Annotated in this window: 24 protein-coding genes; 19 read left to right on the top strand and 5 right to left on the bottom strand. The window is 43.4% G+C overall.

All coding sequences use genetic code 11. The features are described 5' to 3' along the window. The first annotated feature begins 220 nt into the window (after window positions 1–220). The 7 genes from M1D84_RS17355 (at window position 221) to M1D84_RS17325 (ending at window position 8181) form a co-directional block, all read left to right on the top strand. Complete coding sequence (locus M1D84_RS17355) at window positions 221–1078, top strand: citryl-CoA lyase (protein ID WP_458106351.1); 858 nt, start codon at window positions 221–223, stop codon at window positions 1076–1078. Further along, entirely contained in the window at window positions 1075–2508 is a 1434-nt protein-coding gene (locus M1D84_RS17350; protein WP_458106350.1) for an aldehyde dehydrogenase family protein, read from the top strand. The genes M1D84_RS17355 and M1D84_RS17350 overlap by 4 nt, the downstream gene beginning before the upstream one ends. Window positions 2509–2517: 9 nt before the next feature. Beyond that, window positions 2518–3291 (top strand): type I 3-dehydroquinate dehydratase, encoded by a 774-nt coding sequence (gene aroD, locus M1D84_RS17345; RefSeq protein WP_458106349.1) that lies wholly within the window; start codon window positions 2518–2520, stop codon window positions 3289–3291. 38 nt (window positions 3292–3329) lie between these two features. Continuing rightward, window positions 3330–5090, top strand: a complete 1761-nt coding sequence (locus M1D84_RS17340) for a thiamine pyrophosphate-binding protein (RefSeq protein WP_133744725.1) — start codon at window positions 3330–3332, stop codon at window positions 5088–5090. Between the two features lie 23 nt (window positions 5091–5113). Then, complete coding sequence (locus tag M1D84_RS17335; protein WP_024424330.1) at window positions 5114–5494, top strand: cupin domain-containing protein; 381 nt, start codon at window positions 5114–5116, stop codon at window positions 5492–5494. 125 nt (window positions 5495–5619) lie between these two features. Then, the gene (locus tag M1D84_RS17330; protein ID WP_024427254.1) at window positions 5620–6822 is read left to right on the top strand and encodes a CaiB/BaiF CoA transferase family protein; all 1203 of its coding nucleotides are present in this window, start codon (window positions 5620–5622) and stop codon (window positions 6820–6822) included. 45 nt (window positions 6823–6867) lie between these two features. After that, on the top strand, window positions 6868–8181 hold the full coding sequence (locus M1D84_RS17325) for an MFS transporter (RefSeq protein ID WP_039176349.1): 1314 nt from the start codon (window positions 6868–6870) through the stop codon (window positions 8179–8181). Between the two features lie 39 nt (window positions 8182–8220). Here M1D84_RS17325 and M1D84_RS17320 read toward each other — a convergent pair whose 3' ends face one another. Then, entirely contained in the window at window positions 8221–9336 is a 1116-nt protein-coding gene (locus M1D84_RS17320) for a hypothetical protein (RefSeq protein WP_458106348.1), read from the bottom strand. 392 nt (window positions 9337–9728) lie between these two features. Here M1D84_RS17320 and M1D84_RS17315 point away from each other — a divergent pair, with 392 nt between their 5' ends. The 5 genes from M1D84_RS17315 to M1D84_RS17295 all read left to right on the top strand — a co-directional run bounded on the left by M1D84_RS17315 (window position 9729) and on the right by M1D84_RS17295 (window position 15020). Next, window positions 9729–10502 carry an IclR family transcriptional regulator gene (locus M1D84_RS17315; RefSeq protein WP_133744727.1) on the top strand — a complete coding sequence of 258 codons (774 nt, stop codon included), beginning with the start codon at window positions 9729–9731 and terminating at the stop codon, window positions 10500–10502. Between the two features lie 85 nt (window positions 10503–10587). Further along, window positions 10588–11145 carry a shikimate kinase gene (locus M1D84_RS17310; RefSeq protein ID WP_003214270.1) on the top strand — a complete coding sequence of 186 codons (558 nt, stop codon included), beginning with the start codon at window positions 10588–10590 and terminating at the stop codon, window positions 11143–11145. A gap of 344 nt (window positions 11146–11489) precedes the next feature. Next, a complete protein-coding gene (locus tag M1D84_RS17305; protein ID WP_024424325.1) occupies window positions 11490–12437 on the top strand; it encodes a dihydrodipicolinate synthase family protein in 948 nt (315 codons plus the stop codon). Between the two features lie 77 nt (window positions 12438–12514). Next, entirely contained in the window at window positions 12515–13522 is a 1008-nt protein-coding gene (locus M1D84_RS17300) for a LacI family DNA-binding transcriptional regulator (RefSeq protein WP_024427258.1), read from the top strand. 121 nt (window positions 13523–13643) lie between these two features. Next, entirely contained in the window at window positions 13644–15020 is a 1377-nt protein-coding gene (locus M1D84_RS17295) for an MFS transporter (RefSeq protein ID WP_025092801.1), read from the top strand. A gap of 211 nt (window positions 15021–15231) precedes the next feature. Here M1D84_RS17295 and M1D84_RS17290 read toward each other — a convergent pair whose 3' ends face one another. Then, window positions 15232–16005: a class I SAM-dependent methyltransferase gene (locus M1D84_RS17290; RefSeq protein ID WP_185854073.1), complete on the bottom strand. Its 774-nt coding sequence runs from the start codon at window positions 16003–16005 to the stop codon at window positions 15232–15234. Between the two features lie 116 nt (window positions 16006–16121). Between M1D84_RS17290 and M1D84_RS17285 the strand changes: the two genes are divergently transcribed. Further along, entirely contained in the window at window positions 16122–17027 is a 906-nt protein-coding gene (locus M1D84_RS17285; protein WP_185854515.1) for a LysR family transcriptional regulator, read from the top strand. 243 nt (window positions 17028–17270) lie between these two features. Here M1D84_RS17285 and M1D84_RS17280 read toward each other — a convergent pair whose 3' ends face one another. Continuing rightward, window positions 17271–18056 carry a carbon-nitrogen family hydrolase gene (locus M1D84_RS17280; RefSeq protein WP_024424321.1) on the bottom strand — a complete coding sequence of 262 codons (786 nt, stop codon included), beginning with the start codon at window positions 18054–18056 and terminating at the stop codon, window positions 17271–17273. Between the two features lie 211 nt (window positions 18057–18267). Here M1D84_RS17280 and M1D84_RS17275 point away from each other — a divergent pair, with 211 nt between their 5' ends. Next, window positions 18268–19224 carry an acetylxylan esterase gene (locus tag M1D84_RS17275; protein WP_024424320.1) on the top strand — a complete coding sequence of 319 codons (957 nt, stop codon included), beginning with the start codon at window positions 18268–18270 and terminating at the stop codon, window positions 19222–19224. Window positions 19225–19259: 35 nt separating this feature from the next. Here M1D84_RS17275 and M1D84_RS17270 read toward each other — a convergent pair whose 3' ends face one another. Continuing rightward, a complete protein-coding gene (locus tag M1D84_RS17270) occupies window positions 19260–19574 on the bottom strand; it encodes a hypothetical protein (RefSeq protein ID WP_024424319.1) in 315 nt (104 codons plus the stop codon). A gap of 92 nt (window positions 19575–19666) precedes the next feature. Here M1D84_RS17270 and M1D84_RS17265 point away from each other — a divergent pair, with 92 nt between their 5' ends. From M1D84_RS17265 to M1D84_RS17245, 5 genes are all read left to right on the top strand, one after another. Further along, a complete protein-coding gene (locus M1D84_RS17265) occupies window positions 19667–20437 on the top strand; it encodes a nucleotidyltransferase domain-containing protein (protein WP_034624023.1) in 771 nt (256 codons plus the stop codon). Window positions 20438–20598: 161 nt separating this feature from the next. After that, window positions 20599–21516: a proline dehydrogenase family protein gene (locus tag M1D84_RS17260; RefSeq protein WP_151863125.1), complete on the top strand. Its 918-nt coding sequence runs from the start codon at window positions 20599–20601 to the stop codon at window positions 21514–21516. Window positions 21517–21539: 23 nt separating this feature from the next. Further along, window positions 21540–23087, top strand: a complete 1548-nt coding sequence (pruA, locus tag M1D84_RS17255) for an L-glutamate gamma-semialdehyde dehydrogenase (protein WP_024424316.1) — start codon at window positions 21540–21542, stop codon at window positions 23085–23087. Between the two features lie 126 nt (window positions 23088–23213). Beyond that, on the top strand, window positions 23214–24446 hold the full coding sequence (locus M1D84_RS17250) for a PucR family transcriptional regulator (protein ID WP_024424315.1): 1233 nt from the start codon (window positions 23214–23216) through the stop codon (window positions 24444–24446). Between the two features lie 132 nt (window positions 24447–24578). Next, the gene (locus M1D84_RS17245) at window positions 24579–25877 is read left to right on the top strand and encodes an arsenic transporter (protein ID WP_135032815.1); all 1299 of its coding nucleotides are present in this window, start codon (window positions 24579–24581) and stop codon (window positions 25875–25877) included. Between the two features lie 117 nt (window positions 25878–25994). Here the strand turns inward: M1D84_RS17245 and M1D84_RS17240 are convergent, their stop codons facing one another. Continuing rightward, window positions 25995–26672, bottom strand: coding sequence for an amino acid ABC transporter permease (locus tag M1D84_RS17240; protein ID WP_034283291.1), 678 nt, complete (start codon window positions 26670–26672; stop codon window positions 25995–25997). Between the last annotated feature and the right edge of the window lie 4 nt (window positions 26673–26676).

Genomic DNA, 26676 nt, shown 5'->3' with positions numbered 1-26676 from the left:
TTAAGTCCATTTAACTAAAAATCAATTTTTTTGATCAAAAAAAGCAAACATAATTAGTTCGATTCACTTAATTTCGCTCCTATTGACAGTATTTTCAGAAAAAAATAATTGACGAATAAAAAGAATGCGCTTACAATGAAACCACATTCCGAAAAGTGAAATTAGATTCCGCTGGATGGAATAAAGGGGGTGGTTTACCTCCAAATAAGAAGCTAAAGGAATGATTCACACAATGAAAAATCGAAGTGCACTGGAAATTTACAAAGAGGGAGGCACTTGGTGGGAGACTGAGATTAGTCATATTCAAAAAAATTCAATTGAACTACGAGGGTATCCGATTGAAGAACTGATTGGTGAATTGTCGTATCCACAAATGCTCTATTTACTGCTTGTTGGTGAATTATTGGATGATTCAAAAGCAGCTCTTTTTGAAAGTGTTCTTGTCGCAGGTGCGGACCATGGACCAAGAGCACCATCTATTGCAGCAGCTAGAATGGCGGTGACTTGCGGCATTTCGTTTAATTCCTCTGTAGCAACAGGGGTGAATCTATTAGGTGACATTCATGGCGGAGCTGGAGAGAAGGCCATGCGCATGCTATACGAGGCTAAAGCGATCTACGATGATCAAAAGGATATACACTCTGCGGCAAAGCAAGTGTGTCAAACATGGTTAAATCGCAAGGAAAAAATCCCGGGAATCGGCCATCAGCTTCATGATGATGATCCGAGGGTGAGACGTCTATATGAGCTGAGTCACAAACATGTCCAGCAAGGTCTTATCAGCGGCACATATTTACGGTTAGCCGAAGCGATTAGGCATGAGCTTGAACAACTGAAAGGGAAGAAAATCACGATGAATATAGATGGTGTATCTGCTGCCATCCAATGTGAATTAAACATTCCAGCAGAAGCAGCAAAAGGCATTTTTTCCTTGTCCAGAGGAATGGGCATCGTGGCGCATGCATATGAGGAGCTGACAAAAGGAGCCCTCGTGAAAGGACCTTGTCCGAATGAAGAAAGATTGGTTCGTTATGCAGGACATGGAACACGGCACTTGAAGGAGGGAGAAAAAATTTGAGGGATTTAAAAGCGTTGTCATATATAAACGGCGAGTGGCTGGATACCGGTCGTGTGAAAACTGATATCATCAATCCTTACTCAGGAGAAAGGCTCGGTACATCCTATCTCGCCTCATCAGAAGACATAGAACAGGCACTTTCTAGTGCGCAGCATGCTAAAAAACAAATAGCGGGATTATCGGCAATCGAACGCTCAAAGCTACTAACAAAAGCAGCCACATTGCTTGAAGAACAAAAAGGCCATTTTGCAAAACTGATTTCGCTAGAATTAGGCAAACCGCTTAAAAATACAAGAGATGAAGTTTCGCGATCAATCGAGACGCTGGCTCAGTCGGCGGAAGAAGCGAATCGATTAATAGGTGAGACCATTCCTGGCAATGTATCATCGCGCGGACAGGGAGCAATGGCCATGACATTTAAAGTTCCAGTCGGAGTTGTGCTGGCGATTACCCCTTTTAATGCACCGCTCAACTTAATTTGTCACAAAGTCGGTCCGGCCTTTGCGGGAGGGAATGTCATCATTTTGAAGCCTGCACCGCAAACATCAGCTGTTGCCACAGCGTTTGTCGAACTCCTTCTCGAAGCAGGATTTCCTGAGGCTGGTTTGCAGCTTGTGATTGGCGGGGTCGACGCCGGGAAACAGTTAGTCACTGATGAAAGAACGAATCTCATCTCTTTTACCGGCGGGGCTGCCGGAGGTGAACATATTACAACCTCTGCGGGATTAAAAAAAGTACTGCTCGAACTCGGAGGAAATGGTGCGACGATTGTTCACCACGATGCAGATATTGAACAAGCCGCATCCATGTGTGCCAAAACAGGCTTTAGTAATTCCGGTCAAAGCTGTATTTCTGTTCAAAGAATTTATGTCCATCAAGAAATGATGCCGTCGTTTACTGATGTATTAAAACAAAAAGTAGAACAGCTTGTTGTTGGAGATCCGCTGTCCAGTGAGAGTGATATCGGTTGTATGGTCGATGTACAGGCCGCGCAGCGTGTTGAGGCATGGATACAAGAGGCAGAGAGCATGGGTGCCCAGCTTTTATGCGGGGGAAAAAGAAATGGAGCGAGCATCACACCGGCTATTTTGCTAAACCCTCCGAAACAGGCCAAGGTCGTCTGTGAGGAAGTGTTCGGCCCAGTTGTCAGCATTCTCCCTTATGAGGAGCTGGAGGAGGCAATTAAAGAAGCAAATGATAGTCGATATGGTTTGCAGGCAGGGATCTTTACGAATCAGCTGGATGTGGCATTACACGCAGCAAAAGAGCTTGAAGCTGGCGGGGTTGTCATCAATGGGACATCGAATTTTAGACTGGATCATTGGCCTTATGGCGGGATTAAACGAAGTGGCCTTGGAAGAGAAGGTCCGCGTTTCGCCATCGAGGAGATGACCGAAACCAAAATGGTCGTGCTTCCAAATGGTCTGTGAAAGGGGCGTATGGATGTGAATGCATTTCAGCAAAAGGTAAAAAGTGTGCAGACAGGCGGTCAGCCGATGATTTGTACGCCGCTCATCGTACAAACAAAGGAAGAATTGTTTCATGAGGTCGAGGTGTTAACAGAGAAGAAGCCTGATGTGATCGAGTGGCGGGCGGATTTTTTTCATCACCTTCATGACAAGAATCAAGTGATAGAAACCCTTAAGGGAATGGTAGAAAAGGCAAAGGGTATTCCATTTTTATTCACCATTCGTTCTGAAAAGGAGGGAGGCGAAAAGATATCACTCTCAGAATCTGAGAAGGTTTCTCTGCTTGCCGAGCTTTGTTCCACACAGCTTGTGGACGCCGTTGATTATGAATTAATGCATGATGTGACACATATACAGCAAGTCAGTCAGGCTGCTAAAAGACATGGCGTTACCATGATTGTGTCGTATCACGATTTCGATCGCACCCCTGAGGTGGATCGTCTCGTGCAGCTATTCGTCAATGCAGAATCAGTCGGCGCCGACATCGCAAAGATCGCAGTGATGCCGCATTCCTATGACGATGCATTAACACTGCTCTCGGCGACCAGCCATGCGAAAAAGCAGCTGTCAATTCCCGTTATTTCGATGGCAATGGCGGAATACGGGGCTTTTACAAGAATGATTGGTGGACTTTTTGGTTCTGTGATGACCTTTGCTGTAGGGAAAGAAAGCTCAGCTCCTGGGCAAGTGGCGATACAGGATTTGAACAATGTTCTATCTATTGTGTTTTCAAAGAATAAGTGAGTAGCAGATTCATAGCTGCACCGTGAGAGGAGAGAAACATGAAGAAGAATATTTCTACACAGGTTATTCAGTACTTAGAAAATCGGGGAGTCGAGCATATTTTCGGTCTCTGCGGTCATACGAATATTGCTTTTTTATCAGCGCTTGAAAAAAGCTCGATTCAATTTGTAAATGTCAGGCATGAACAGATAGCGGCACATGCAGCAGATGGTTATGCGCGGGCGAAGAAACAGACGGCTGTTGTTCTCAGTCATCTAGGACCTGGACTCACCAATGCGGCAACAGGAGTAGCGAATGCAGCACTTGATTCCATTCCAATGGTTGTCATTGCAGGAGATGTCCCAAGTCATTATTACGGAAAGCACCCACACCAAGAAATCAATCTTCATTCCGATGCCTCTCAATACGAAATTTACCGGCCGTTTGTGAAAAGAGCATGGCGAGTCGATATTCCAGAATTATTTCCAGAGATTTTATCAAAAGCATTTCAGTTAGCTGAAAGCGGCCGTCCTGGCCCGGTGCTTATTTCTGTTCCAATGGATGTGTTCTCAAAAGACCTAGATGTGTCCCTGTTTGAACAAATCAACCATCATACACACACCATTGAAAAACCTTCTATTGATGATCAAACGGCCAACCGGATATTAGATCGATTGCTGCAGGCAGAAAGGCCGCTCTTATATGTAGGGGGAGGCATTTTATTAGCTGATGCAGCTGAAGAATTAAAGGCTTTTTCTGACCATCTAAGTATCCCTGTCGCCCATTCTTTAATGGGGAAAGGAGCCATGCCGGATGATCACCCAATGACCCTTGGAATGACAGGATTTTGGGGGACGAAATTTATCAATGATCAGTGCAAAGAGGCGGATTATATATTGGCTTTAGGCACTCGTTTTGCTGAAGCTGATGCGAGCTCGTGGGAATCAGATTATACGTTCCGCTTCCCATCAACCAAGCTCATTCATATTGACATTGACCCGAATGAAATTGGACGTAACTATCCTGTTGAAATTGGAGCAGTAGCCGATCTTAAGCAAGCCTTGACTGTACTCAATCGAGTGGCGAGAGAAAGGCTGCCAAAAGGACTGAATCGTCCTGAATTGAAAAAGGAAATTGCGGCATATCGTAAGGATTTTCACGCTAGCAATCTGACGAATATTCAAGATGAATCCTTCCCAATGAAGCCGCAGCGTATTTTGCAGGAAGTGCGGGAAGTATTGCCGCCAGATGCGTTTATTACAACGGATGTTGGCTGGAACAAAAATGGGGTCGGACAGCAATTTCCAGTGTTGACGCCAGGAACCATTTTAACGCCAGGCGGCTTTGCAACGATGGGATTTGGAGCCCCTGCCGCACTTGGGGCGAAGATTGCCCAGCCTGACCGTGTTGTTGTGTCACTCGTTGGAGACGGCGGCTTCGGTCAAAATCCATCCGTTCTCGCAACAGCCGTTGAAGAAAACATTCCTGTTGTGTGGATTGTGATGAATAACAGTGCGTTTGGTACAATAGCCGGCTTGCAAATGGCGCACTATGAAACGACGTACGGCACTGTTTTCAGAAAAGATGGAGAAAGCTATTCACCGGATTTTGCTGCCATTGCGAGAGGTTATGGAATGAAGGGGATTAAAATCACCTCAGCTTCTGAATTCAAAGAAGCTTTAGCTGAAGCCATTGCTTCTCAGGAGCCTTGCGTTATTGATGTCGCAATGAAAAATGATCCTGTTCCTACGGATGGACATTGGAATATTAATGACATTTATTCACCAAATTCAAAGCGCTCACATGTCAGCGTGAATTAATCAGAACGAGGGAGGAATTAACAATGAAAATTAAAGTATTGAATCCGTTTCAAGATGGGAACCCATTATGGTTAGGCTTAGATCGTCCAGAGGAGCAAATGGTTCGAAAGGTATTTCAAACCATTACACCGGATACAGTTGGTTCAGAACATATGATGGCGGGTCTCACCATTTTTGAACCAGGGGAAGCAAGTTCAGTGCACAATCACCCGGGTTCAGAGGAATTTGATTTTGTGATTAAAGGATCTGGCGAAGTCATTTGTGATGGAGAAAGGCAGTCCTTTAAACAAAATGATTTTATGTTCATTCCTGACGGTGTCCCGCACCAGCATGTCAATACAGGAGATGAACCTTTATGGCTCATTTGGCTCTACACACCGCAAGGGCAGCTTCCGAAGGATTAAACAACTGTACCGGTAAGCCCTCTTTTTGAATCATCAGGGCTTTCCGGGTCAATCAGAAAGATGAAAAGGGCTAAAATTAGGAATGATTTTAGCCCTTCATCACTTGAATGAAAGGGAGTCAAGCAATGAATATGAACACACCGCTCGAAGGAATAAAAATATTAGACGTCTCTACGATGATTGCTGCACCCTATGGCGCGGTGCTTCTAGGGGATTTTGGAGCAGAGGTCATCAAAGTTGAGATTCCTGGCAAAGGCGATACGCTGCGGCATGTCGGTCCTTTTGCAGATGGGGAACCACTTAGATGGTCTGGTCTCTCACGGAATAAGAAATCCCTTACACTGGATCTGCACAAAGACGAAGCAAAGGACATTTTTAAAAAGCTTGCGGGTCAGGTCGATGTGCTGATTGAAAATTTCCGCCCTGGCACCCTCGAAAAATGGGGCGTTGGGTACGATGTGTTAAAAGAAATCAACCCTCGTTTAATTATGATTCGTGTATCAGGTTATGGTCAAACGGGCCCGTTTAAGGACAAAGCCGGATTTGGAACACCAGCGACTGCGTTTAGCGGCTTTACATATATTCAAGGGTTTCCAGACCGGCATCCAGTCAGCCCTTCCTTTTCTCTCACTGATTATATTGCTGGCATCTATGTGGCGTTTGCTACTGTGACAGCGATGTATTACAGGGATACACATCCAGAAGGAACTGGGCAAATGGTGGATTTGGCCCTCTATGAATCTGTGTTTCGTATGTTAGAGTTTTTGGTTGCAGAATATGACAAGCTTGGGAAGGTGCGTGAGCGTTCACCGGGGTTGAGTGGACATTCAAGCCCTGCCGGCACCTATGAGACAAAGGATGGTCATTATTTGGTTCTTGTGACGAGTACAGATTCGACCTTCAATCGATTGGCAGAGGCGATGAATCGATTAGATTTACTAGAGAATGAAAAATTCGCGGTCAATGCATCCAGGCTGAAGCATAACAAAGAAATGGATGCGATCGTCTCTGAATGGATCGCGTCGAAAACAAGGGATGACGTATTAGAAATTTTAGATACACATGGTGTTCCTGTGAGCCCAATCTTAAGTATTCGGGATATTTTTGAGCATCCGCAATTTAAAGCACGAGAGAATATCGTCGAGGTGCATCACCCTCGTCTTGGAAAAGTGAAGGTGCCTGGGATCATTCCAAAGTTTGAAAAAACACCTGGAAGTATCCGTCACATTGCACCTGATTTAGGCGAACATAATTATGAAATTTTAACAAATATGCTTGGCTTAACAGAAGAAGAGTGTAAGCAGTTAGAAGAAAAAGGGGTAATTTAATACGCTCAACCGAACCGCACGCTGCGGAAACAAAGGAGGATGGTTATGAAAGTGCATTCAGAACTGAAGGGGAATGAATTGCAGCCCGCATATGTGAAACCAACGAAAGCCCGTTTTGGTATATTGATTCTGTTGTTTTTTATTACCGCTATTAATTATATTGATCGAGCCAGTGTGTCCATTGTTGCTCCTGCAATTCAATCTTCATTGCAATTAAATCCTGCCTTATTAGGCCTGATTTTTTCGGCATTTAGCTGGACATATACAGCGATGCAAATACCAGGCGGTTTTATTCTCGATAAATTTGGCTCAAAGGTAACGTATGGGATATCACTCGTTACTTGGTCTATTTTCACAGGCTTACAGGCGTTTGCGAACAGCTTTGCCTTTTTATTCGGCTGCCGTTTGTTTATTGGGATTACAGAATCTCCCGCTTTTCCTGCAAATAACCGTATTGTCACCACATGGTTTCCAAGGCGGGAACGGGCTTTTGCAACAGGTGTTTATACTGCTGGAGAGTATGTGGGTCTTGCATTTGCGACACCTCTTCTATTTTGGATCATGACGACTTTCGATTGGAGAACCGTCTTCATTACGGCAGGTGCGCTCGGTATCATATTTGCTTTCTTTTGGTACAAGTATTATCACGAACCGAAAGAGCATCCGAAGATAAATGAAGATGAGTTAGAATTAATCCGGCAAGGCGAAGGGCTGACAGTCGCATCACAGGAGAAGCTGAAATGGGCAGACTTTGCCGCCCTTCTAAAATATCGTAAATTGATCGGGCTTTATATTGGCCAATTCTCTGTTGCGTCTACCCTTTTTTTCTTTTTAACATGGTTTCCGACCTATTTGGCAGAGGCGAAAAATATGGCGTTTCTCAAGGTAGGTTTTGCTGCGTCTCTTCCTTATATTGCTGCATTCTTTGGGGTCTTGTTTGGAGGTTATGTGTCTGATTGGCTGCTTAAAAAGGGCGTATCAGTGAATGTAGCGAGAAAGCTGCCAGTAGTGGTTGGCTTGCTGATGACGAGTACCATTGTTTTAGCAAACTTTACAACAAATATCCCGCTTGTGCTGACCATTTTATCCATCGCTTCATTTGCGCAAGGACTGTCTAATATCTCTTGGACGATGCTGTCTGAGGTGGCACCGCGGGAAATGGTGGGGCTGGCTGGCGGCGTATTTAACTTTTTTGCTAATTTAGCTGGGATCATCACTCCGCTGATTATCGGATTCATCGTGTCGGCGACAGGCTCTTACAATGGAGGCATTTTATTCGTCAGTTTAGTCGCTTTAGGCGGGGCATTGTCGTACATCTTTATCGTAGGTAAAATTGAACGTATTCAATTAAAGCCATAGAGAGAAAGCAAAAGAGAACTCAAGGATGAGTTCTCTTTTTTATGTATAAAAGAGAACGGTGATGATCGCTGCACATGCGATACCCATGCTGATATAAAGGCTGGCAAACCATATATTCCAGCGAGTGATACGGTAAGGATTGACCTTCATCAAATCAGCTAATAGGGAGACAGAAACATTAAAAGGACTAAACATAACAGTTGATGTGCCAGCAACGATCAGCATGATGGCAATGGGAAGAGCAGGCAGTTCATGGAAGACTGGTGCCATCATGCTGACTAACAAAGCAAGTGAGACGAGCGGGTGAAAACCGCAAAGGGCGGTGATCAGAAAATACAACCCAATGACACAATAAACCCAAATGGCATGGTCTGATATACTGACAATAAATGCTTGAATCGGCTGCATACTGTTTGTCGCAAGGAGCATATCAACAAAGAAGCCTGCACTTAAAAATAGACACATATAGTTGGAGAGCTGACGGGTTCTTTCTTTCCAATGAGGCACAGAGACAGCGATATATTGTTTTCTTTTTTTGATAACAGAAGAGAATAATAGAGCAAATGGAATAATCGTCAGTACTACAGCGAATAAATAGCCTTTCCCAATCCATGCATCGACAAGTGAGACGACTGTCATAAAACCTAGCAGCATGAAAGCGAGCTGAAGGGTTTTTCGTTTAATTCGATGAGGATTGGCGTTTGTTTCTGAAGACTGAATGATGTTTGGTAATCGTTTGCTTTGACGAGAAAAAAGCATCCAATCTATCGCCAGCACGACGACCATTAAACCAAAAGTAATAGGTGCAATTTGATAATATTTTAGTTTGGTTGCATCAATGGTGACGCTTACCAGTACTTCAACAGGACTCCAGCTTAAACATAATGCATATGACCTTAAGAGGTTGCGTGTATAAAGATGTTGTTTCACTTGTTCTTTTAGGGATTCAAGCGACGGTTTGAGCGATGTATATAGTAAAGGAATCGTCGCGATATTTAAAAACATGCCGAGTATATGAGTGACAAATGAACTCTTGCGATAAAGCTGATTTGAGCTCGTTGTATGCAGTGTGAGCAGTTTATTTAATTGTGTATCGAAATGTCCAACATGTATGAGAGAATGAATAAAAGGCAGCATGAAAAAGAGAGAAAGCAAGCCCCCAGCATGGAATGAAAGTGAAGAAAAAACGTGTGCAAAGGCTGGCCGGATAAGAAGAATAAGAACAACCCAATGATGAGAAATACAGCACCTGTTTTCAAATAAAGCCCGCTTGCTTTCTTAAAAGAAATGGTGAGCGAAGCAGCGGCCAGCAGACCAACAAAATAGGAGAGTATGGGAGCAGGAAATAGTTGATGAACTATATATAGACTGATAAGAAGTGTAAAAACGAGCAGGTACATTCAAATATCTCCTCCATCAAATATCTTTATTGATTTTATTCCGACTGGTGGAATTTGTTTTCTTTTAGTGGAACGTTTAAAATGGATTATAGCAAAATCGATCGTTGATGTCGATAAGAAATCAAAGGGGAAAAGGAGAAAGTGAATATGACTGATAAAAAGTCAAAAGAAGAATCAGGACTGCGTACAGTTCAGCGTGCTTTGGATATTCTGTATTGTTTTAGTGAAGAACGTCAAGAGCTGACGCTAACGGATATTTCAAAAGAGATGAATTTAGCAATGTCTACGACAACGAGACTGCTCAAGGCACTTGAAATGAATCATTTTGTGGAAAAGAATCAAGAAACAATGAAATACCGATTGGGTCAAAGGCTTTATCTCCTCGGATACATTGCAGGGAAGTCCATTAAATTGAGGGAACTGGCTAAACCACTCATGTACTCACTTCGTGATGAAACAAAGGAAACCGTCAATCTGTATGTACTGGATTCAACAAGCAGGGTTTGTATTGAACAAGCGGAAGGGCTGCAATCGATTCGGCATCTTGTCAAGATTGGTGAGAAGCTGCCATTGTACGCAGGTGCAGGCGGAAAGGTATTATTGGCATTTCAAAGTGAAGAATTTCAACAAAAGGTATTTACGTCTGAGGCTGATCATGTGGTGAAGGGTGATTGGCAAAAGGAACGTAAACATATTCTTGACACGTATACTTCTTGCAGCATCGATGAGCGCGAGGTAGGATCTGCGGCAGTAGCGGCACCAATCTTTAACATTCATGGTGAAGTGAAAGCCTGTTTATCCATATCTGGTCCAACCCATCGGTTTACTGAAGAAGTCATTCCTCAGTTGCAGCAAAAAGTGAAAGAACAGGCACAGCGGCTTTCTGAACAGCTCGGCTACGTCGTCAAACACAATTTTTAAGATTGCCTATCTTTTCGCGCTCCATTTATCATATAATAGAAACATTATGTAGCATTCCTTGTCGTAGGGAGGACGTGTCACGACCATGAAAATCAATAGAGAAATTCCTGTAAGACAGCGGAATATTGTCCTCATTGGCTTTATGGGTGTTGGGAAAACAACCATTGGGCAGCTGGTTGCCAAAAAGCTATATAGAGATTTTATTGATGTCGATCAGGAGATTGAGAAAAAGTACAACATGACGATTCCAGAGATGTTTCAGCAAAAAGGAGAAGCATTCTTCAGGCAGGCTGAAAAGGATTATATCGTCGATTTATGTGAACATACACAGCTCAAGATCGTTTCCCTTGGAGGCGGTGCATTCAAACAGGAAGAAATCAAACGCGCCTGCTTGAAGCATTGTACCGTTCTTTTCCTTGATCTATCGTGGGAGAATTGGAAGCAGCGGCTTGATATTTTAATCGAAAACCGCCCTGTTCTTCACAACCGGACACTTGATGAGATGAAAGAGCTGTTTGAAGAGCGCCGGGAGATTTATTCTCTTCATAACTCAAGAGTGGAAACAGATCATTTAGAGGCTGAGGAAGTCGCCAATTATATTGTGGACACACTCAAGCTTGGCTGGGATTTATATTCGAAATAAAAAAAGTCTACCGTTGAGGGTAGACTTTTTTTCTATTGAATTCTTTTCCTTCGTACATATGATGATGCTTTGACAACCAAAATGTATTTATCCTTTTTTTGGTGTGCAGCCGTTTGGAAAAAGCGGTGATTCTCCTTCAATCAGTTCATGGTGATGAGGCTTTTGATATAGATCATTTTCTTTTTCGGAAAAATAAAATAGTATCTAAATTTTAATAAGAGTTTTTTGAATTATTATAATATTTAAAAAATAATGTTGACATCTTCCGTGAGGACATTCTATGATTGTTTACGTAAACGCTTACGGTAAACGTTTACTATAATCGAATGGGGAGGAATTTGTTGATGAAAAATAAAGAAAAATGGAGCGGTGTATTCCCGGCGGTCTTAATTCCTTTTAAAGATGACTATTCAATTGATGAACCTGCTTTTCGTAAGCTTGTTCGCTGGGTGGCGGAGCACGAAGGAATTAACGGGATTGTTGTCAATGGACATACTGGCGAGATTATGACTTTGCTGCCACATGAACGAGCTGAGGCTGTGCGTATTGCAGCCGACGAATTAAAAGGGGAAGTACCTGTCATTTCCGGGGTTTCAGCTGAAGGGACAATTGAAGCGATCCAGCATGCAAAAGCAGTTCAAGAAGCTGGCGGAGAAGGTATCCTTCTCATGCCGCCGCATTCATGGCTGAGATTCGGTATGCAGCCTGAATCACCTGTCCAATTCTTTAAAGATGTTGCTGAAGCGATTGACATTTCAATCATCGTCCATCAATATCCAACGTGGACAAAAACCTCATATACAACGAATCAATTACTAGAAATGTCGGAAATTGAAAATGTTGTCTCATTCAAAATTGGTCAAAGAGACATGGCACAATATGAAGTCGATGTGCGCGCACTGAAAAAGCATGCACCAGATGTATCGCTGCTCACATGTCACGATGAATATTTATTGCCAACATTAGTTCAAGGGATTGATGGGGCGCTTGTCGGTTTCGGCTGTTTTGTGCCAGATTTGATCGCTGAACTTGTGAAATGTGTGGAAGAACAAGACCTTGCAGCAGCTAATAAAGTGTACGATAGAATCTTTGAATTAAAGCATGCTGTATATAAAATGGATGAACCTTCCTCTACCTCTCATCTGCGAATGAAGGAAGCGATGTTCCAGAGAGGTTTGATCAGCAGTTCGCTTGCTAGAAAGCCGGTATTACCTTTAACTCAAAAGGAAAAAGAAGAGATTCGCCAGGGCCTTCAAAGTGTTGGTTTGCTTAAGGAAAACGTCAGTAGATAACAGACCATTGATTTCATGATGAAGGTGAGTCAGGTTATAATAGGGTATAAAACAACAGACTCCCGGAGGTATGAAATGTGTCAGTAAGTATTAAAGATGTAGCATTGAAAGCAGGAGTGTCTATAGCCTCTGTTTCCCGAGTATTAAGTGGTAAACCAGGAGTAGGCGCTCAAACGGCTGAAAGAATCAAGCAAGTGATTGATGAGTTAGGCTACCGCCCTAATTTAGGAGCGAGAGGGCTCGTGAAAAGAAAGACTGGGAATATCGCTGTAGTGGTTCCCCGCGGTTCATATATTTTGAATAATCCATTTTTTTCAACGATTTTAGATGGCATAGCGAAGGAATTAGATGAGACCGAATTCAATATGCTGATGTCATTTACATCTGTGCAGCAGCAGCGGTTACTTGAGACGCAGGCTGTAGATGGTGCCATTTTATTTTCTCCAAGAAATGAAGAATTGAGCATGGATTGGCTAAAAAGTTTGGCTATTCCCATTATCGTTGTCGGAAGTTACTTAGAGGATTCACCATTTCCATGTGTCAGGCCGGATGATGAAGAAGGTGTTTGTCAATCTGTAACGGCCTTATTTGATAAAGGCCATCGAACCATTGGGCTGGTCAATGGTCCAATGAGTTCGATGCATAGTGTGAGGTATTACAAGGGGTATGAGCGCACACTGAAACGTTTAGGATTAACATTGAACAAAGAGCTTGTGTTTGAGTTAGATGAATTTGATGGGGGAAAAGTAGTAGAAGTGGTTTCTCAATTTCTCCAAGGAAACCAGCACATGACTGGAGTTGTTTGCTCTTCAGATTTTTTGGCGATAGGGGTCATGAAAGCGGCAGAAAACGCAAATGTTTCAATACCTCATGATTTGTCTGTCGTTGGTGCCGATGATGTGCCCATTGCAAGTTTCCTAACCCCTTCTTTATCTTCTGTTCATGTTGATTTAGTTGGAATGGGAAGAAAAGCTGTTTCTTTACTAACACAGTTATTAGAAGGAGAACAGTTAGAGGCGATGGAACATATCTTCCCTATGTATTATATAGATCGGGGTACCACGGGAACGCCAAAAAAGATTTGATAGATGCTGAAAACTCGTATGAACGCTGCAGAATTTCAGCTTGATTTAAAATGTAAGCGATTTCTTAAGCGCTCTTCGGCATGTACTTTTGCATCATTTCCTCTAATAAGGAGGAGATACCATGACGTTAGAACTCAGCGGAAATTCAAATTCTCAAGGTGGGCAAGTTGTTGATAGAGCTTCACAACTATTGACTAGGATGGAAAGTGTACCTTTTTCGAGATGGCATTTAAAACCTCGAATCATTATGGGATCTGCTACTTTTTTTGATGCTTTTGATGCGCTATCTTTAGCGTTTGTTCTCCCGGTCCTCATCGGCATGTGGAATTTATCACCTGCTCAAATTGGCCTTCTTATTGGGTCTGGTTATATAGGACAAGCGATTGGTGCTATTTTCTTTGGGTGGTTAGCAGAAAGGCGCGGCCGTGTATTTAGTGCAAAGTGGACGGTGTTCCTCATGTCTATTATGAGTATCGCATGTGTATTTTCAGGTAATTTTATGGCCCTTTTTATTTTCCGCTTTATACAAGGGATTGGAGTTGGAGGAGAGGTGCCGGTAGCAGCCTCATATATTAATGAGTTGTCCCGAGCCCAAGGAAGAGGCAGATTTTTTATGCTTTATGAGATGATTTTTCCATTAGGATTAATGATCTCAGCTCAAATTGGGGCATTTGTTGTACCTAGCTTTGGGTGGAAATGGATGTTCTTGATTGGAGGCATTGGAGGTCTAATCGTCTTTGGATTCTTTTTCATGCTGCGTGAATCGCCAAGGTGGCTTATTTCGAAAGGCAGGTTAGATGAAGCCGAAAGAATTATTGAAGAAATTGAAGCTAGTACTGACAAACGAATGCCTGTCGCAAATCAAGTATCCAGCAGTACTGAAAAAGGCGACTGGAAAGAGCTATTTTCAACTTTTTACCGTAAAAGAACATTGGTCGTATGGGGACTATGGTTTTCTGCCTACTTTGTATCGAATGGTTTAAATAACTGGTTACCGAGTCTTTATAATACTGTTTACCATTTGCCAGTTGGAGATTCATTAAGGGCAGCATCTCTCACAAATATTTTACAGACCATAGGGGTATTCGCTTGTGCATTTTTAATTGATAAAGTGGGACGGAAGCGCTGGGCAACCATTGCATTTGTATTAACAGGTGTTTTATTAACGGCTTTATGGATCAGCGGAGCGACTTCACCAGAAAGCGTCATCTATTTAGGATCTGCTGCTTACGGAATGATGGGGACAATTACAGTTCTCCTCTATCTATATACACCTGAAATTTATCCGACACGTATGAGGGTGATTGGAACGGCATTTGCTACAGCGTGGCTTAGACTGGCCTCAGCGATCGCTCCTATTATGATAGGTTTTATTTTAGAGGTAAGCGGTGTTTCAACTATTTTTATTCTTTTTGCAAGTGTGACGGTAGTGGGAGCAATTCTTGCTTTTAAAATGATCGAAACGCGCGAGAAAGTATTAGAGGATATTGCACCGTAAGTTACGCATGCAGTAAAGAACTTATTCCAAAGAGGGTAGGTTCTTTTTTTATTCAGAGGATCTAAAATGCCTCACCTATCTTCGTTCATTTATCATATAATAGAAACATAATCTAGTCGTGAAGAGAGACGTGTCACGAACATGAAAAGCCACCTGTGAAACAGTGAAGATTAAAAAAGTCTACCGGCGATGGTAGACTTTTTCTATCAGTTTAATGCTTGATTCCCTGAAGCAGTGCAGCTTTTAAACAGAAGGAAATGGGCTGATGCTGCGCATCGAATTGAAGCTGAAACAGCTGCTTTGTGTCAGGGTCTGCGGCTTGAAGGTGGGAAACGATCTCCTTTTGAATATTCTCTGGCGTGCGTCCACGTATAATCCAGTCCTGATAATCAATATGCAGATCCCAGTAACGAATCTCTTTCTGAGTCAATTGGTTGTCATCGAAAAGCTCTTTCCATTCTGATAATGAGCTTTCCCGCACATGAGAAGGGTCTCTCATTCTATTTAAGTGATTAATATATGAATCCTGTGCAGGGTTTTCAGGTGCATAATGGTCGACGAGCAGAAATTGGCCGCCTTTTTTTAAGACTCGGCTGATTTCAGACATGGCTGCCGGAAGGTTTGGAAAGTGGTGAGCAGCAAATCGGCACGTCACTAAATCAAATGATTCATCAGAGAAGGGCAATGCTTCTGCGGCTGCCTGCTCAAAAGTAATGTGGTTCAGGTGGCGTTCTTCCGCTAGTGCTGCTGCAATCTCGATCATTTTTTGCGTGACATCAATGCCTACCCCTTTAGAGATAACGTCTGAAAAGGAAAAAACGGTATGTCCTGCCGCGCAGCCAATATCAAGTAAATGCTCATGTCCCTTCGCATTTGCTGTTGTTTTCATCCATTCCAGCTCTTCTCCGGCTGCAAATATAGGTGAATCTCGATAGTTCTCGGCATTTTGTGAAAATTGGTTCTCGGCTTTAGCATATGGATTCATTTCTTTTCCCCCTTTGTGGTCTCTTTATCGTAGAATTCCTTCTGTTATTTGTCTAAGACATAAAAGATATGACATGGATAGTTAAAACCTATGAGGTGATGAAAGTGGATATACGAATGATGGAATATGTCATTGAAGTGTACCGGCAGCAAAGTTTTACAAAAGCAGCGGATCAACTTCATATTGCACAGCCTTCTTTAAGCCAGCAAATGAAGAAGCTGGAAGAGGAATTAGACACACCGCTATTTATTCGAAAGTATGGACAAGTAACGCCCACACCTCAAGGGAGACGATTCATTAAAAGGGCTGAGAATATTTTGAAGGAAAGAGATGATTTGCTGCGTGAAATGGGAGAAGCAGCTTATGAAATCGGGAGAGAGCTGAACATTGGAGCGCCAGCAGTGACTGGGGGATATGTCTTGCCCGGTTTATTAAAAACCTTTTGTCAAACGTATCCTCATGTTCACGTTCAACTGATAGAAGAGTCTCCTCGTGAGCTTGAAAAACGTCTATTGGCTGGAAAACTGGATTTGGCTATTTTATCTATGCCTGTCGAGCATGAATCATTGAAAACGAAACAAATGCTGACAGAGCCGCTCCTTCTTGCAGTTCCACAAGCTGCTCAGCCTTGGTTATCAGAGGAATTGAACGAGATCATCAAGCAAGCAGGACAAAAAGAAATGGTTCCCTTTCAACTTCTTGAAGGTATCCCATTTATTATGCTGAAAGAGGGATACGGTTTTCGGCATGTGGTCATGGAACTGTGCCGTCATCACGGTTTTCAGCCAAAAGTGGCTTTTGAAACAAGCCATATTCAAACAGCACAGGCATTGGTCAAAAACGAACTAGGTGTGACCGTTGTGCCGAAAATGGTGGCACAAGAGGATAGGAACCAAGTTATTTATTTAAACATTGATTCATGCCCAACCCGAACACTTGTATTTGCATATGTTGAAGAAAGGTATTTAACGAAAGCCGCTCAAGCCTTCATGGACCTTTATCAGAACCAAGGGAAAGCTTAAACAAACGTTTAATTAAACGCAAACAGCAGGGGAGCACCCTGCTTTAAGATTGGTGACAAAGGGCTAAAATGATCTTGGTTTTAGCCCTTTGTCTTCTTTTCAGCGTGATAGAAAACCTTTGCAGTCTAGAAAGGGCGAGCAGCGGAGCGGAGCGAATTTGACATTCGTGAGCACCGGAGCGCAGACCTGACACCGAATGCGAGGGTTTGTCTACACGCTGAAAGCAGGGGAGTACCCTGCTGTTTAATATAAATCCAGACGCTGATCCGTCATAACCGGAATTTGCTGTCTGACTTCATCCACCAGCTGAAGATCAATTTCCGCATAATAAATATCTTCGTCATCTTTTGTTTCAAGCAGGATGCGGCCGAGTGGATCAATCACCATAGAGTGTCCAGGGAATGCCGTGTCTCTGCTTGTGCCTGTTCTGTTAACAGCAATCATAAATGACTGGTTTTCAATCGCTCTTGCGATGAGCAGGCTGCGCCAATGGTCCACTCTTGCTGACGGCCATTGCGCCGTATTGACAAGCACCTTCGCTCCTTTGTTCACAAGTGTTCTGGAAAGCTGCGGGAAGCGGAGGTCATAACAAATCATCGCACCAATCGTCACAACTTCACCATAGTCAAATAAACCAAGCTGATCACCAGCGGTTAAATAGTTGTGCTCATCCATTAAGCGGAATAAATGAATTTTATCATAATCTAACACAAGCTCACCTTGGCGGTTAAAAACATACATTGTGTTGGTAATGTGTTCATCTTCTGTCCGTTTATTTAACACACTGCCTGCGATGAGATACACTTGGTGGTTGCGGGCAAAGGAGGAGAAGAGCTGCTTTGTGCGTTCACCGTTTATATCTGCAAGCTGCTCGGCTTGTTCAAGGGCGTAGCCGGTATTCCACATTTCGGGTAAAATGATCAGATCAGGCTGCTCGCGGACTGCTTCTTCTAAAAACGCTTCTGCTTTTTTAAAATTCACTTCAGGTTCTCCAATTTGTACGTCCATTTGGACAAGGGCGATTTTCATATGGGTTCCTCCTTTATTCGCTATATGTCATGTGAAAATCATGAATGTATGTAATGGTTTATTTTAGTCTTCAAGGCCAGTTTCTTTATCATAAAGGTTTCCATCATCTTTGCCAATAGAAATGTCAGAAGGTTTTGTTAAATGACTTTCTCAATCAAGAAATGAGTGGTATGATACCTATAACTAATAAAACAAAGGGGAATAGTATGATATGCAATTGTTCGATTTATCACTAGAAGATCTAAAAAAATATAAACCAAAGAAAACTGCACGTCCTGATTTCTCAGACTTTTGGAAGAAATCGCTCGAAGAACTGCGCCAAGTGGAGGCAAAGCCAGCACTTGAACCGTATGACTATCCAGTGAAAGGCGTCAAGGTGTACCGCCTGACGTATCAAAGCTTTGGACATTCTAAAATTGAAGGCTTTTATGCTGTACCTGATCAATCTGGCCCGCATCCAGCGCTCGTTCGTTATCATGGCTATAATGCCAGCTATGACGGCGGCATTCACGACATCGTCAACTGGGCGCTCCACGGCTATGCAATTTTTGGTATGCTCGTCCGCGGTCAAGGCGGCAGTGAAGATCAGACAGTGACACCAGGCGGTCACGCTTTGGGGTGGATGACAAAAGGCATTTTATCAAAAGAGACCTACTATTATCGCGGTGTTTATTTAGATGCGGTTCGTGCACTCGAAGTCATTCAGTCCTTCCCTGAAGTGGATAAACATCGGATCGGCGTAATTGGTGGAAGCCAGGGAGGCGCATTAGCGGTAGCAGCTGCAGCCCTTTCAGATATTCCGAAGGTCGTCGTGGCAGATTACCCTTATTTATCAAACTTTGAGCGTGCAGTGGATGTGGCATTGGAGCAGCCTTATTTAGAAATCAATTCGTACTTTCGAAGAAACAGTGACCCGGAAGTGGAAGAAAAGGCATTTGAGACATTAAGCTATTTTGACTTAATCAATTTAGCTGGATGGGTCAAACAGCCAACTTTGATGGCGATCGGTCTGATTGACAAAATTACCCCGCCATCTACTGTGTTTGCGGCATACAACCATTTAGAAACAGATAAAGACCTGAAGGTATATCGCTATTTTGGACACGAGTTTATCCCGGCTTTTCAAACAGAGAAGCTTTCCTTCTTACAAAAGCATTTGCTCAAATAAAAGAAAAAAGAGGCCGCTCTAGGAGGGCCTCTTTTTTAATAACTCGTATTTTGTCTCGTTTTTTCATCAGGTACTAACGCGGTGATAATAAGGGCAAGAGCTGTGATGATATGAAGGATGAATCCAAGTATCGGAATCCAGGCGAGGCAGGATGTGATAATCCCAATGATGCTGCCAATCATTGGTCCTTGGTCTCGCTTCGATAAGACGAGTGTGATAATATGCAGAATAAGCATGACCATGAGCGGTGAATAGCCATTGCTAATAATAAATAGTCCTCCGATGACAGGGATGGCAAGACAGGCTTCAAAAATTCCGGTGATCCATTTCATGATGCGAGATATAGACATGAGATCCAACTCCTTTTTCATATATGTCTTATTCGTATTTTACCAAAACGTGAAGAAGTCATGCAGATTTCTATAGAAAGAGTTGATGGATGATGAGAGAGAGAATCAAGGAAGAGCTGAAAATCATCGAAGAAACGTATGACGTGAAAATTTGCCTCGCGGTCGAATCAGGCAGCAGAGCATGGGGATTCCCCTCGACTGATAGTGATTACGATGTTCGTTTTTTATATGTTCCTCGAAAAGAATGGTATTGGGCAATGGAAGAACATCGTGATGTCATTGAACGGCCGATTGATGATGTGCTTGATATCAGCGGCTGGGAGCTTAGAAAGGCACTTCGCTTATTCAATAAATCGAATCCGTCCATCATGGAATGGCTGTCGTCTGACATCATCTATGCTGAATCCTTCTCTTTGGCAAAGCAGCTAAGAGAATTAAAGGACCGAGCGTTTTATCCTCCAGCATTGATGTATCATTACCTCAATATGGCGAAGCGGAATGAAAGCCGGCATTTACGAGGAGAGCAGGTGCGAATCAAGAAGTATTTCTATGTGCTTCGTCCGCTGCTTGCCTGTCAATGGATTGAACGATACCGGACGGTTCCGCCGATGGACTTTCATGAACTGCTCGAGGAACTAGTGGAGGAAGGTCCGCTTTTAGCGGAAATCCATGAGCTGCTCAAACGTAAAATGGACGGAGAAGAAATGGATGTAGAAAACCGCCTCGCTTATGTCCATCCATTTATCGACAAAGAGCTCGCGCGATTTGATGAATTGGTGAAAAGCTACAATCAGCCGAAAGACAACCTGTTGCAAGAATTAAATGAGCTGCTGCAGTCTACCCTTGATGAGGTGTGGGCGTAAGCAGGGAAGAGCCAGCCGGATCACGGCAGGCTCTTTTTTATCTCTTATTGTGATAAAACCACAAAAAAAGTCAGAATTTTTGTCATCTTCAAATATTGTAGCGGACAGCTTATGAGCTTTACAATAAAGACATAGCTTACAAAGAGTGGGAGGTGCCCTTTATGGAGTCGGTCACAAGAAATTTCTTCTTGTTTTTGTCAAAGAGCAGTCTCTTGAACCATATTGCTCGTAATTGGGGAAGTGCTGTTGCATCTAAGAAAATCATCGGAGGGAAGGACTTTGAGAGTGCCATCCCTGTTATCAAGCGATTAAATGACCAAGGAATGGCTGTGACAGTTGATCACCTTGGTGAGTTTGTTACAAAGTCAGAAATTGCCAATGAGCGGACGGCTGAGTGTATACAAACCATTCAGCGGATTGCTGAGGCGGGACTCAATTCCCACGTGTCACTCAAAATGACATCACTTGGCCTGGATATTGACGATGACCTTGTGTATCGCAATATGAAACGTATTTTAGATACGGCAGAGAAGCACCGTATCATGGTGACAATCGATATGGAGGATGAACAGCGCTGTCAAAAAACGCTGGACATTTTTAAAGAGATGAAATCGCAATATGAGTATGTCAGTACGGTCTTGCAGGCGTATTTGTACAGAACAGAAAAGGATCTTGATGACCTAAATGAGCTGCAGCCATTTTTAAGACTTGTAAAGGGTGCCTATAAGGAATCCGCCGAAGTGGCGTATCCAAACAAAAAAGACGTTGATCTGAATTATCAAAAGCTGATCGAAAAGCAATTGCTCTCAGGAAACTATACAGCCATTGCGACACATGACGATCGAATGATTGAGTTCACGAAAAATATTGTGAAAAAACACAATATACAGACAAGTCAGTTCGAATTTCAAATGCTGTACGGCATGAGATCAGAAACGCAGCAGGCACTTGTGAAAGAAGGCTATCAAATGAGGGTCTATACTCCGTATGGACGAGAGTGGTATGGCTACTACATGAGACGTCTTGCAGAACGGCCGGCAAACATTGCCTTTGCTCTAAAAGGGATGACGAAAAAATAATTTGAAACGGGAGCGTGACAAAAATGACAACACCTTACAAGCATGAACCATTCACGGATTTTAGCCAGGAAGAAAACCGCAAAGCTTTTGAACAAGCATTAGCAAAAGTAACAGAATCACTTGGTCAAACCTATCCGCTCGTGATTAATGGAGAAAGAATTGAAACGAAAGACAAGATTGTTTCGATCAATCCAGCGAAAAAGGATGAAGTGGTTGGAACCGTATCGAAGGCCGGCAAGGAAGAGGCAGAACAGGCGGTTCAAGCAGCAGCGAAAGCATTCGAAACATGGCGCTACACGTCTCCAGAAGAAAGAGCTGGCGTATTATTCAGAGCTGCGGCAAGCATTCGCCGTAAAAAGCATGAGTATTCAGCCCTTCTTGTCAAAGAAGCAGGTAAGCCGTGGAATGAAGCAGATGCAGATACAGCAGAAGCGATTGACTTTCTAGAGTATTACGCCCGTCAAATGCTGGAGCTGGCGAAAGGAAAACCAGTGAACAGCCGTGAAGGGGAACGCAATCAATATGTGTACACACCAACTGGCGTGACGCTCGTGATTCCGCCGTGGAACTTCTTGTTTGCGATCATGGCAGGAACAACAGTAGCGCCAATCGTCACTGGGAATACAGTTGTTTTAAAACCAGCGAGTGCGACACCTGTCATTGCAGCCCGTTTTGTGGAGGAGCTTGAGCAAGCCGGTCTTCCAAAGGGTGTTGTCAACTTTGTACCAGGAAGCGGAGCAGAGGTTGGGGATTACTTAGTAGATCATCCGAAAACAAGTCTGATTACATTCACTGGATCAAGAGAAGTAGGGACACGTATCTTTGAACGCGCGGCAAAAGTGCAGCCAGGCCAGCAGCATTTAAAACGTGTCATTGCTGAAATGGGCGGTAAGGATACAGTGGTTGTCGATGAGGATGCAGATGTTGAATTAGCGGCTAATGCCATTTTCACATCAGCCTTCGGATTTTCAGGTCAAAAATGTTCAGCTGGATCTCGGGCTGTCGTCCATGAGAAGCTGTATGACCAAGTGGTTGAGCGAGTGAAGGAAATCACAGAAACGAAAACAACAGCCAATCCACTTTCTGCGGATGTTTACATGGGACCTGTCATTGATCAAGCGTCCTTTGACAAGATCACGGATTATATCGAGGTTGGCAAACAGGAAGGCCGCTTAGTCACTGGCGGAACGAGTGATGATTCGGAAGGATACTTTATCCACCCGACCATTTTTGCAGATCTTGAGCCAACGTCCCGTTTAATGCAAGAAGAAATCTTTGGACCAGTCTTGGCTTTCTCAAAAGTCTCTAGCTTTGATGAGGCACTTGAGGTAGCCAACAACACAGAATACGGTTTAACAGGTGCTGTCATTACGAATAATCGTGATCACATCAACCGTGCGAAGCAGGAGTTCCATGTAGGGAACCTTTACTTTAACCGTAACTGCACAGGTGCCATCGTTGGTTACCACCCATTCGGCGGCTTCAAAATGTCAGGAACGGATTCAAAAGCAGGCGGTCCAGATTACTTGGCTCTGCACATGCAGGCAAAAACGATTAGTGAAATGTTTTAATATGGAAAAAGCATGAACCTGCACTGACGGGTTCATGCTTTTTTTGCCTGCTTGCGACTTGTTTCTATACAAATCTGACTGGAAAGAAGTATGATAAATGTATCACTTAATCAGGGAGCAATCGGGATGGAAGAGATATTAGAAAAGCTTCATACATTTTTTGATGTCGATAAATTAATTGCATTTATTAGCGGCTATTTAAAAAAACCAGTCATTTTAGAAAGCACAGAGTGTCAGCTCCTTGCTTATAATTCTTACAGCATTCAGCAGTTTGACCCAGTCAATCAGCAAACGATTTTCTCCAAGGAATGTCCGGGGTCTGTGGTCGATTGGTTAAAGAAAACAGGGGTAATTGAGCGGCTTCACAAGGAGTCAAAGCCTTTTTATGTGAGCGGCCATGACGAGCTCGGATTTAATCGGCGGGTGGCTGTGAGCGCCAAGCATAAACAAGAGGTAGTAGGCTTTATTTGGGTGCAGGACATTGAGGACTCCCTCTCTCAGGAGGAGCTGCAATTTTTACACGAAGCTTCCTTTCAGGTTGGAAAAGTGATTTATAAGAATAAGAAACAGCTTGAGAAAAAGGAAGGCAAGATTGAAGAGTTTTTCAAAAAGGTCATGGATGATCATTTTTATACTGAAGAAGAGCTGAAATGGGAGGCTGAGAACTTAAGCATTCCACTGCCAGCCGTATTTACTGTTATGGTCGTGCACGCTGCCGATAACAAAAGTGAGACGGCAGAAGATGTGAAGGATGTCATTCGAACGTATTTGCAGCTAGAGGATAAAGTGAATCACGTCTATTCGGTTCAAGCAGATATTGTCGTTATATTAGGCAGCCTGTCAGACCGGCACTCACCGAAAGCGACTGCCGCTGATGTCATCGCACATCTGCAATCAAAAACGAATGCCCATCCTTCCCCTTTGTATATTGGGATGGGAAGAGAGTATCGTGATGTCATGAAAATGAGTACAAGTCGATTTGAAGCGATAGAGGTCGTCAAGGCAGTAAAAATTGTCGGAGGGCAAGAACTGATTCCATATGATTATGAGAATTTAGGGGTCTTCCGGTTTTTAGACTCTATTTACAGCCATCAAAAAAAGAAAAACGACTTCAATCCAGATTTGTTACGCTTGAAGGAAAAAGACCGCGAGAGTCAAACCTCGTTTTTAAAAACGCTGGAAGTCTACTTATTGAATAACTGCAAGCTAAAGCCAGCAGCGGAGCAGTTGTTTATTCATCAAAATACATTAAACTATCGAATGAAACAAATTTTTGACATGACTTCGATCGACTTAAGTCATTTTAGCCAGAGATGTGAGTTATTTATTGAATTGATGCTGATGAAAAAAGATCAATAATCATGATGGAATCCGCAGGTGCACAGGATCACCTGCGGGTTTTCATGTGACATGCGAAAATGGCATACAACTGATGCATTTCGTTGTATGATAGATAAAGATTTTATGAGAAAAGTGAAAGGGGGGCCACCTTTGGGATCAGTCACCTTAGCCATTTTGATTTTCATCATGACCCTCGTCCTTGTCATTTGGCAGCCAGGACGTGTCACCATAGGATGGTCAGCGTGTGGAGGCGCCATTCTTGCACTTGCCTTTGGTGTCGTTCATCTAGGCGATGTGTGGGAAGTCACGCAAATTGTATGGAACGCTACCTTTGCCTTTATTGGCATTATTATCATTTCGTTAATTTTAGATGAGATCGGTTTTTTTGAATGGGCTGCACTGCATATGGCAAAAGCCGCAAGAGGCAACGGTGTCCGCATGTTTATTTACTTAACATTGCTCGGCGCTGTTGTGGCTGCTTTTTTTGCCAACGATGGAGCGGCACTGATCTTGACCCCAATCGTCTTATCTGTGGTGAGAGCGTTGAAGCTGGATGAGCGCATGGTGCTTCCTTTTGTGATGGCAAGCGGTTTTATTGCAGACACAACCTCCTTGCCATTTGTCATTAGTAACCTGGTCAATATCGTATCAGCCGACTATTTTCATATTGGTTTTCTAGAATATACAGCGAATATGTTCGTGCCAAACCTTGTGTCGCTTGGAGCGAGCATGCTGGTTCTGTATGTATTTTATCGAAAGCTTATCCCAAAAACCTACGATCTGTCACAGGCAAAGGAACCGGCGTCAGCTATTCGAGATATCCGTATGTTCCGTTTGTCTTGGTATGTGCTCGGCTGTCTGCTTGTGGGTTATTTTGCGGGGGAACTGATCGGTATTCCAGTATCCATCATCGTAGGCGGGATTGCCCTTGCTTTCTTGTGGCTGGCAAGAAGAAGTCCACAAGTAGCGACAAAGCGAGTGGTCAAAGAAGCGCCGTGGTCCATTGTGTTTTTCTCGATCGGTATGTATGTCGTCGTATATGGACTGAAAAATGTCGGTCTTACAGAAATATTGGCGGCATGGATCCAGCAAGGGGCTTCACATGGCTTGCTTGCAGGAACGATGTTTATGGGCGTGCTTGCCGCAGTGCTGTCCTCTGTGATGAACAATCTGCCGACCGTTTTAATTGATGCGATTGCCATTGGACATACAGATACAGCAGGTGTCATGAGAGACGGACTGATTTATGCCAATGTCATCGGCTCCAACCTTGGACCGAAAATGACCCCAATCGGCTCATTGGCGACATTGCTGTGGCTTCATGTCTTAAAGAAAAAAGGCGTCCATATCTCTTGGGGGGCGTACATGAAAGCCGGGATCATCCTGACCATCCCAACCTTGATTCTCACATTACTCGGGTTATATGTATGGTTATGGCTTATTCATTAATTATCGTGCAGACAAATCCTCGCATTCGCCCGCAGGTCTGCGCTCCAGTGCTTAGGGCTGCAAAGGTTTTCTATCACGCTGAAAAAGAGCAGATCCATGAGATCTGCTCTTTTTTTGCTACAGATATTTCGCATAGCGTTTTTCTAAAAAGTCCTGAAGCAATGAGACGACACTGCAAATGCCCCAGTAAATGAGTGCGACCAAAATATACATGGTCATATAATCGAATTCTCGTCCGCCTACAATTTTTGCTTGCTGGAAGAGCTCTGGTACAGTAATCATTGCTGCCAGTGAGGAAGCTTTGATTAAATCGAGCATGACATTGGTCAATGGCGGCAGGGCGATGCGGACGGATTGAGGCAAAATGACACCACGCATCGTTTGCCAATAGCTGAGACCTAATGATTTAGCAGCTTCCACCTGTCCACTTGGAACAGAGGAGAGAGCCGCCCGGTTAATTTCTGCAATATAGGCAGCACTATTAAAGCTGAACCCAATAATGGCGGCAGTGACCGCTGTGAACTCAATGCCGATATAGGGGAATCCAAAATAGAGAATAAACAAAATCACTAGAATGGGCACGCCTCGCATGAATGAGATATACAGTCGTGCAGGCAGCCGAAGAATCCATGAATTCGCCATCCTGGCAAGAGCGATAAAAAAGCCAAGAATGGTACCAAAAAACATGCTCACAAAGGAAATGAGCAGCGTCAGCCAGATGCCTTTCATAACAAACGGAAATGACGCCTTTGCCAGTGCAGGATTAAATATATATTCTAAATGAATATCTCCCACGATT

It is taken from the genome of Bacillus sp. PK5-006 (assembly GCF_054161415.1).
Note: the sequence above shows the minus strand (reverse complement) of the source record. Positions and strands in the feature narration are given on the sequence as shown.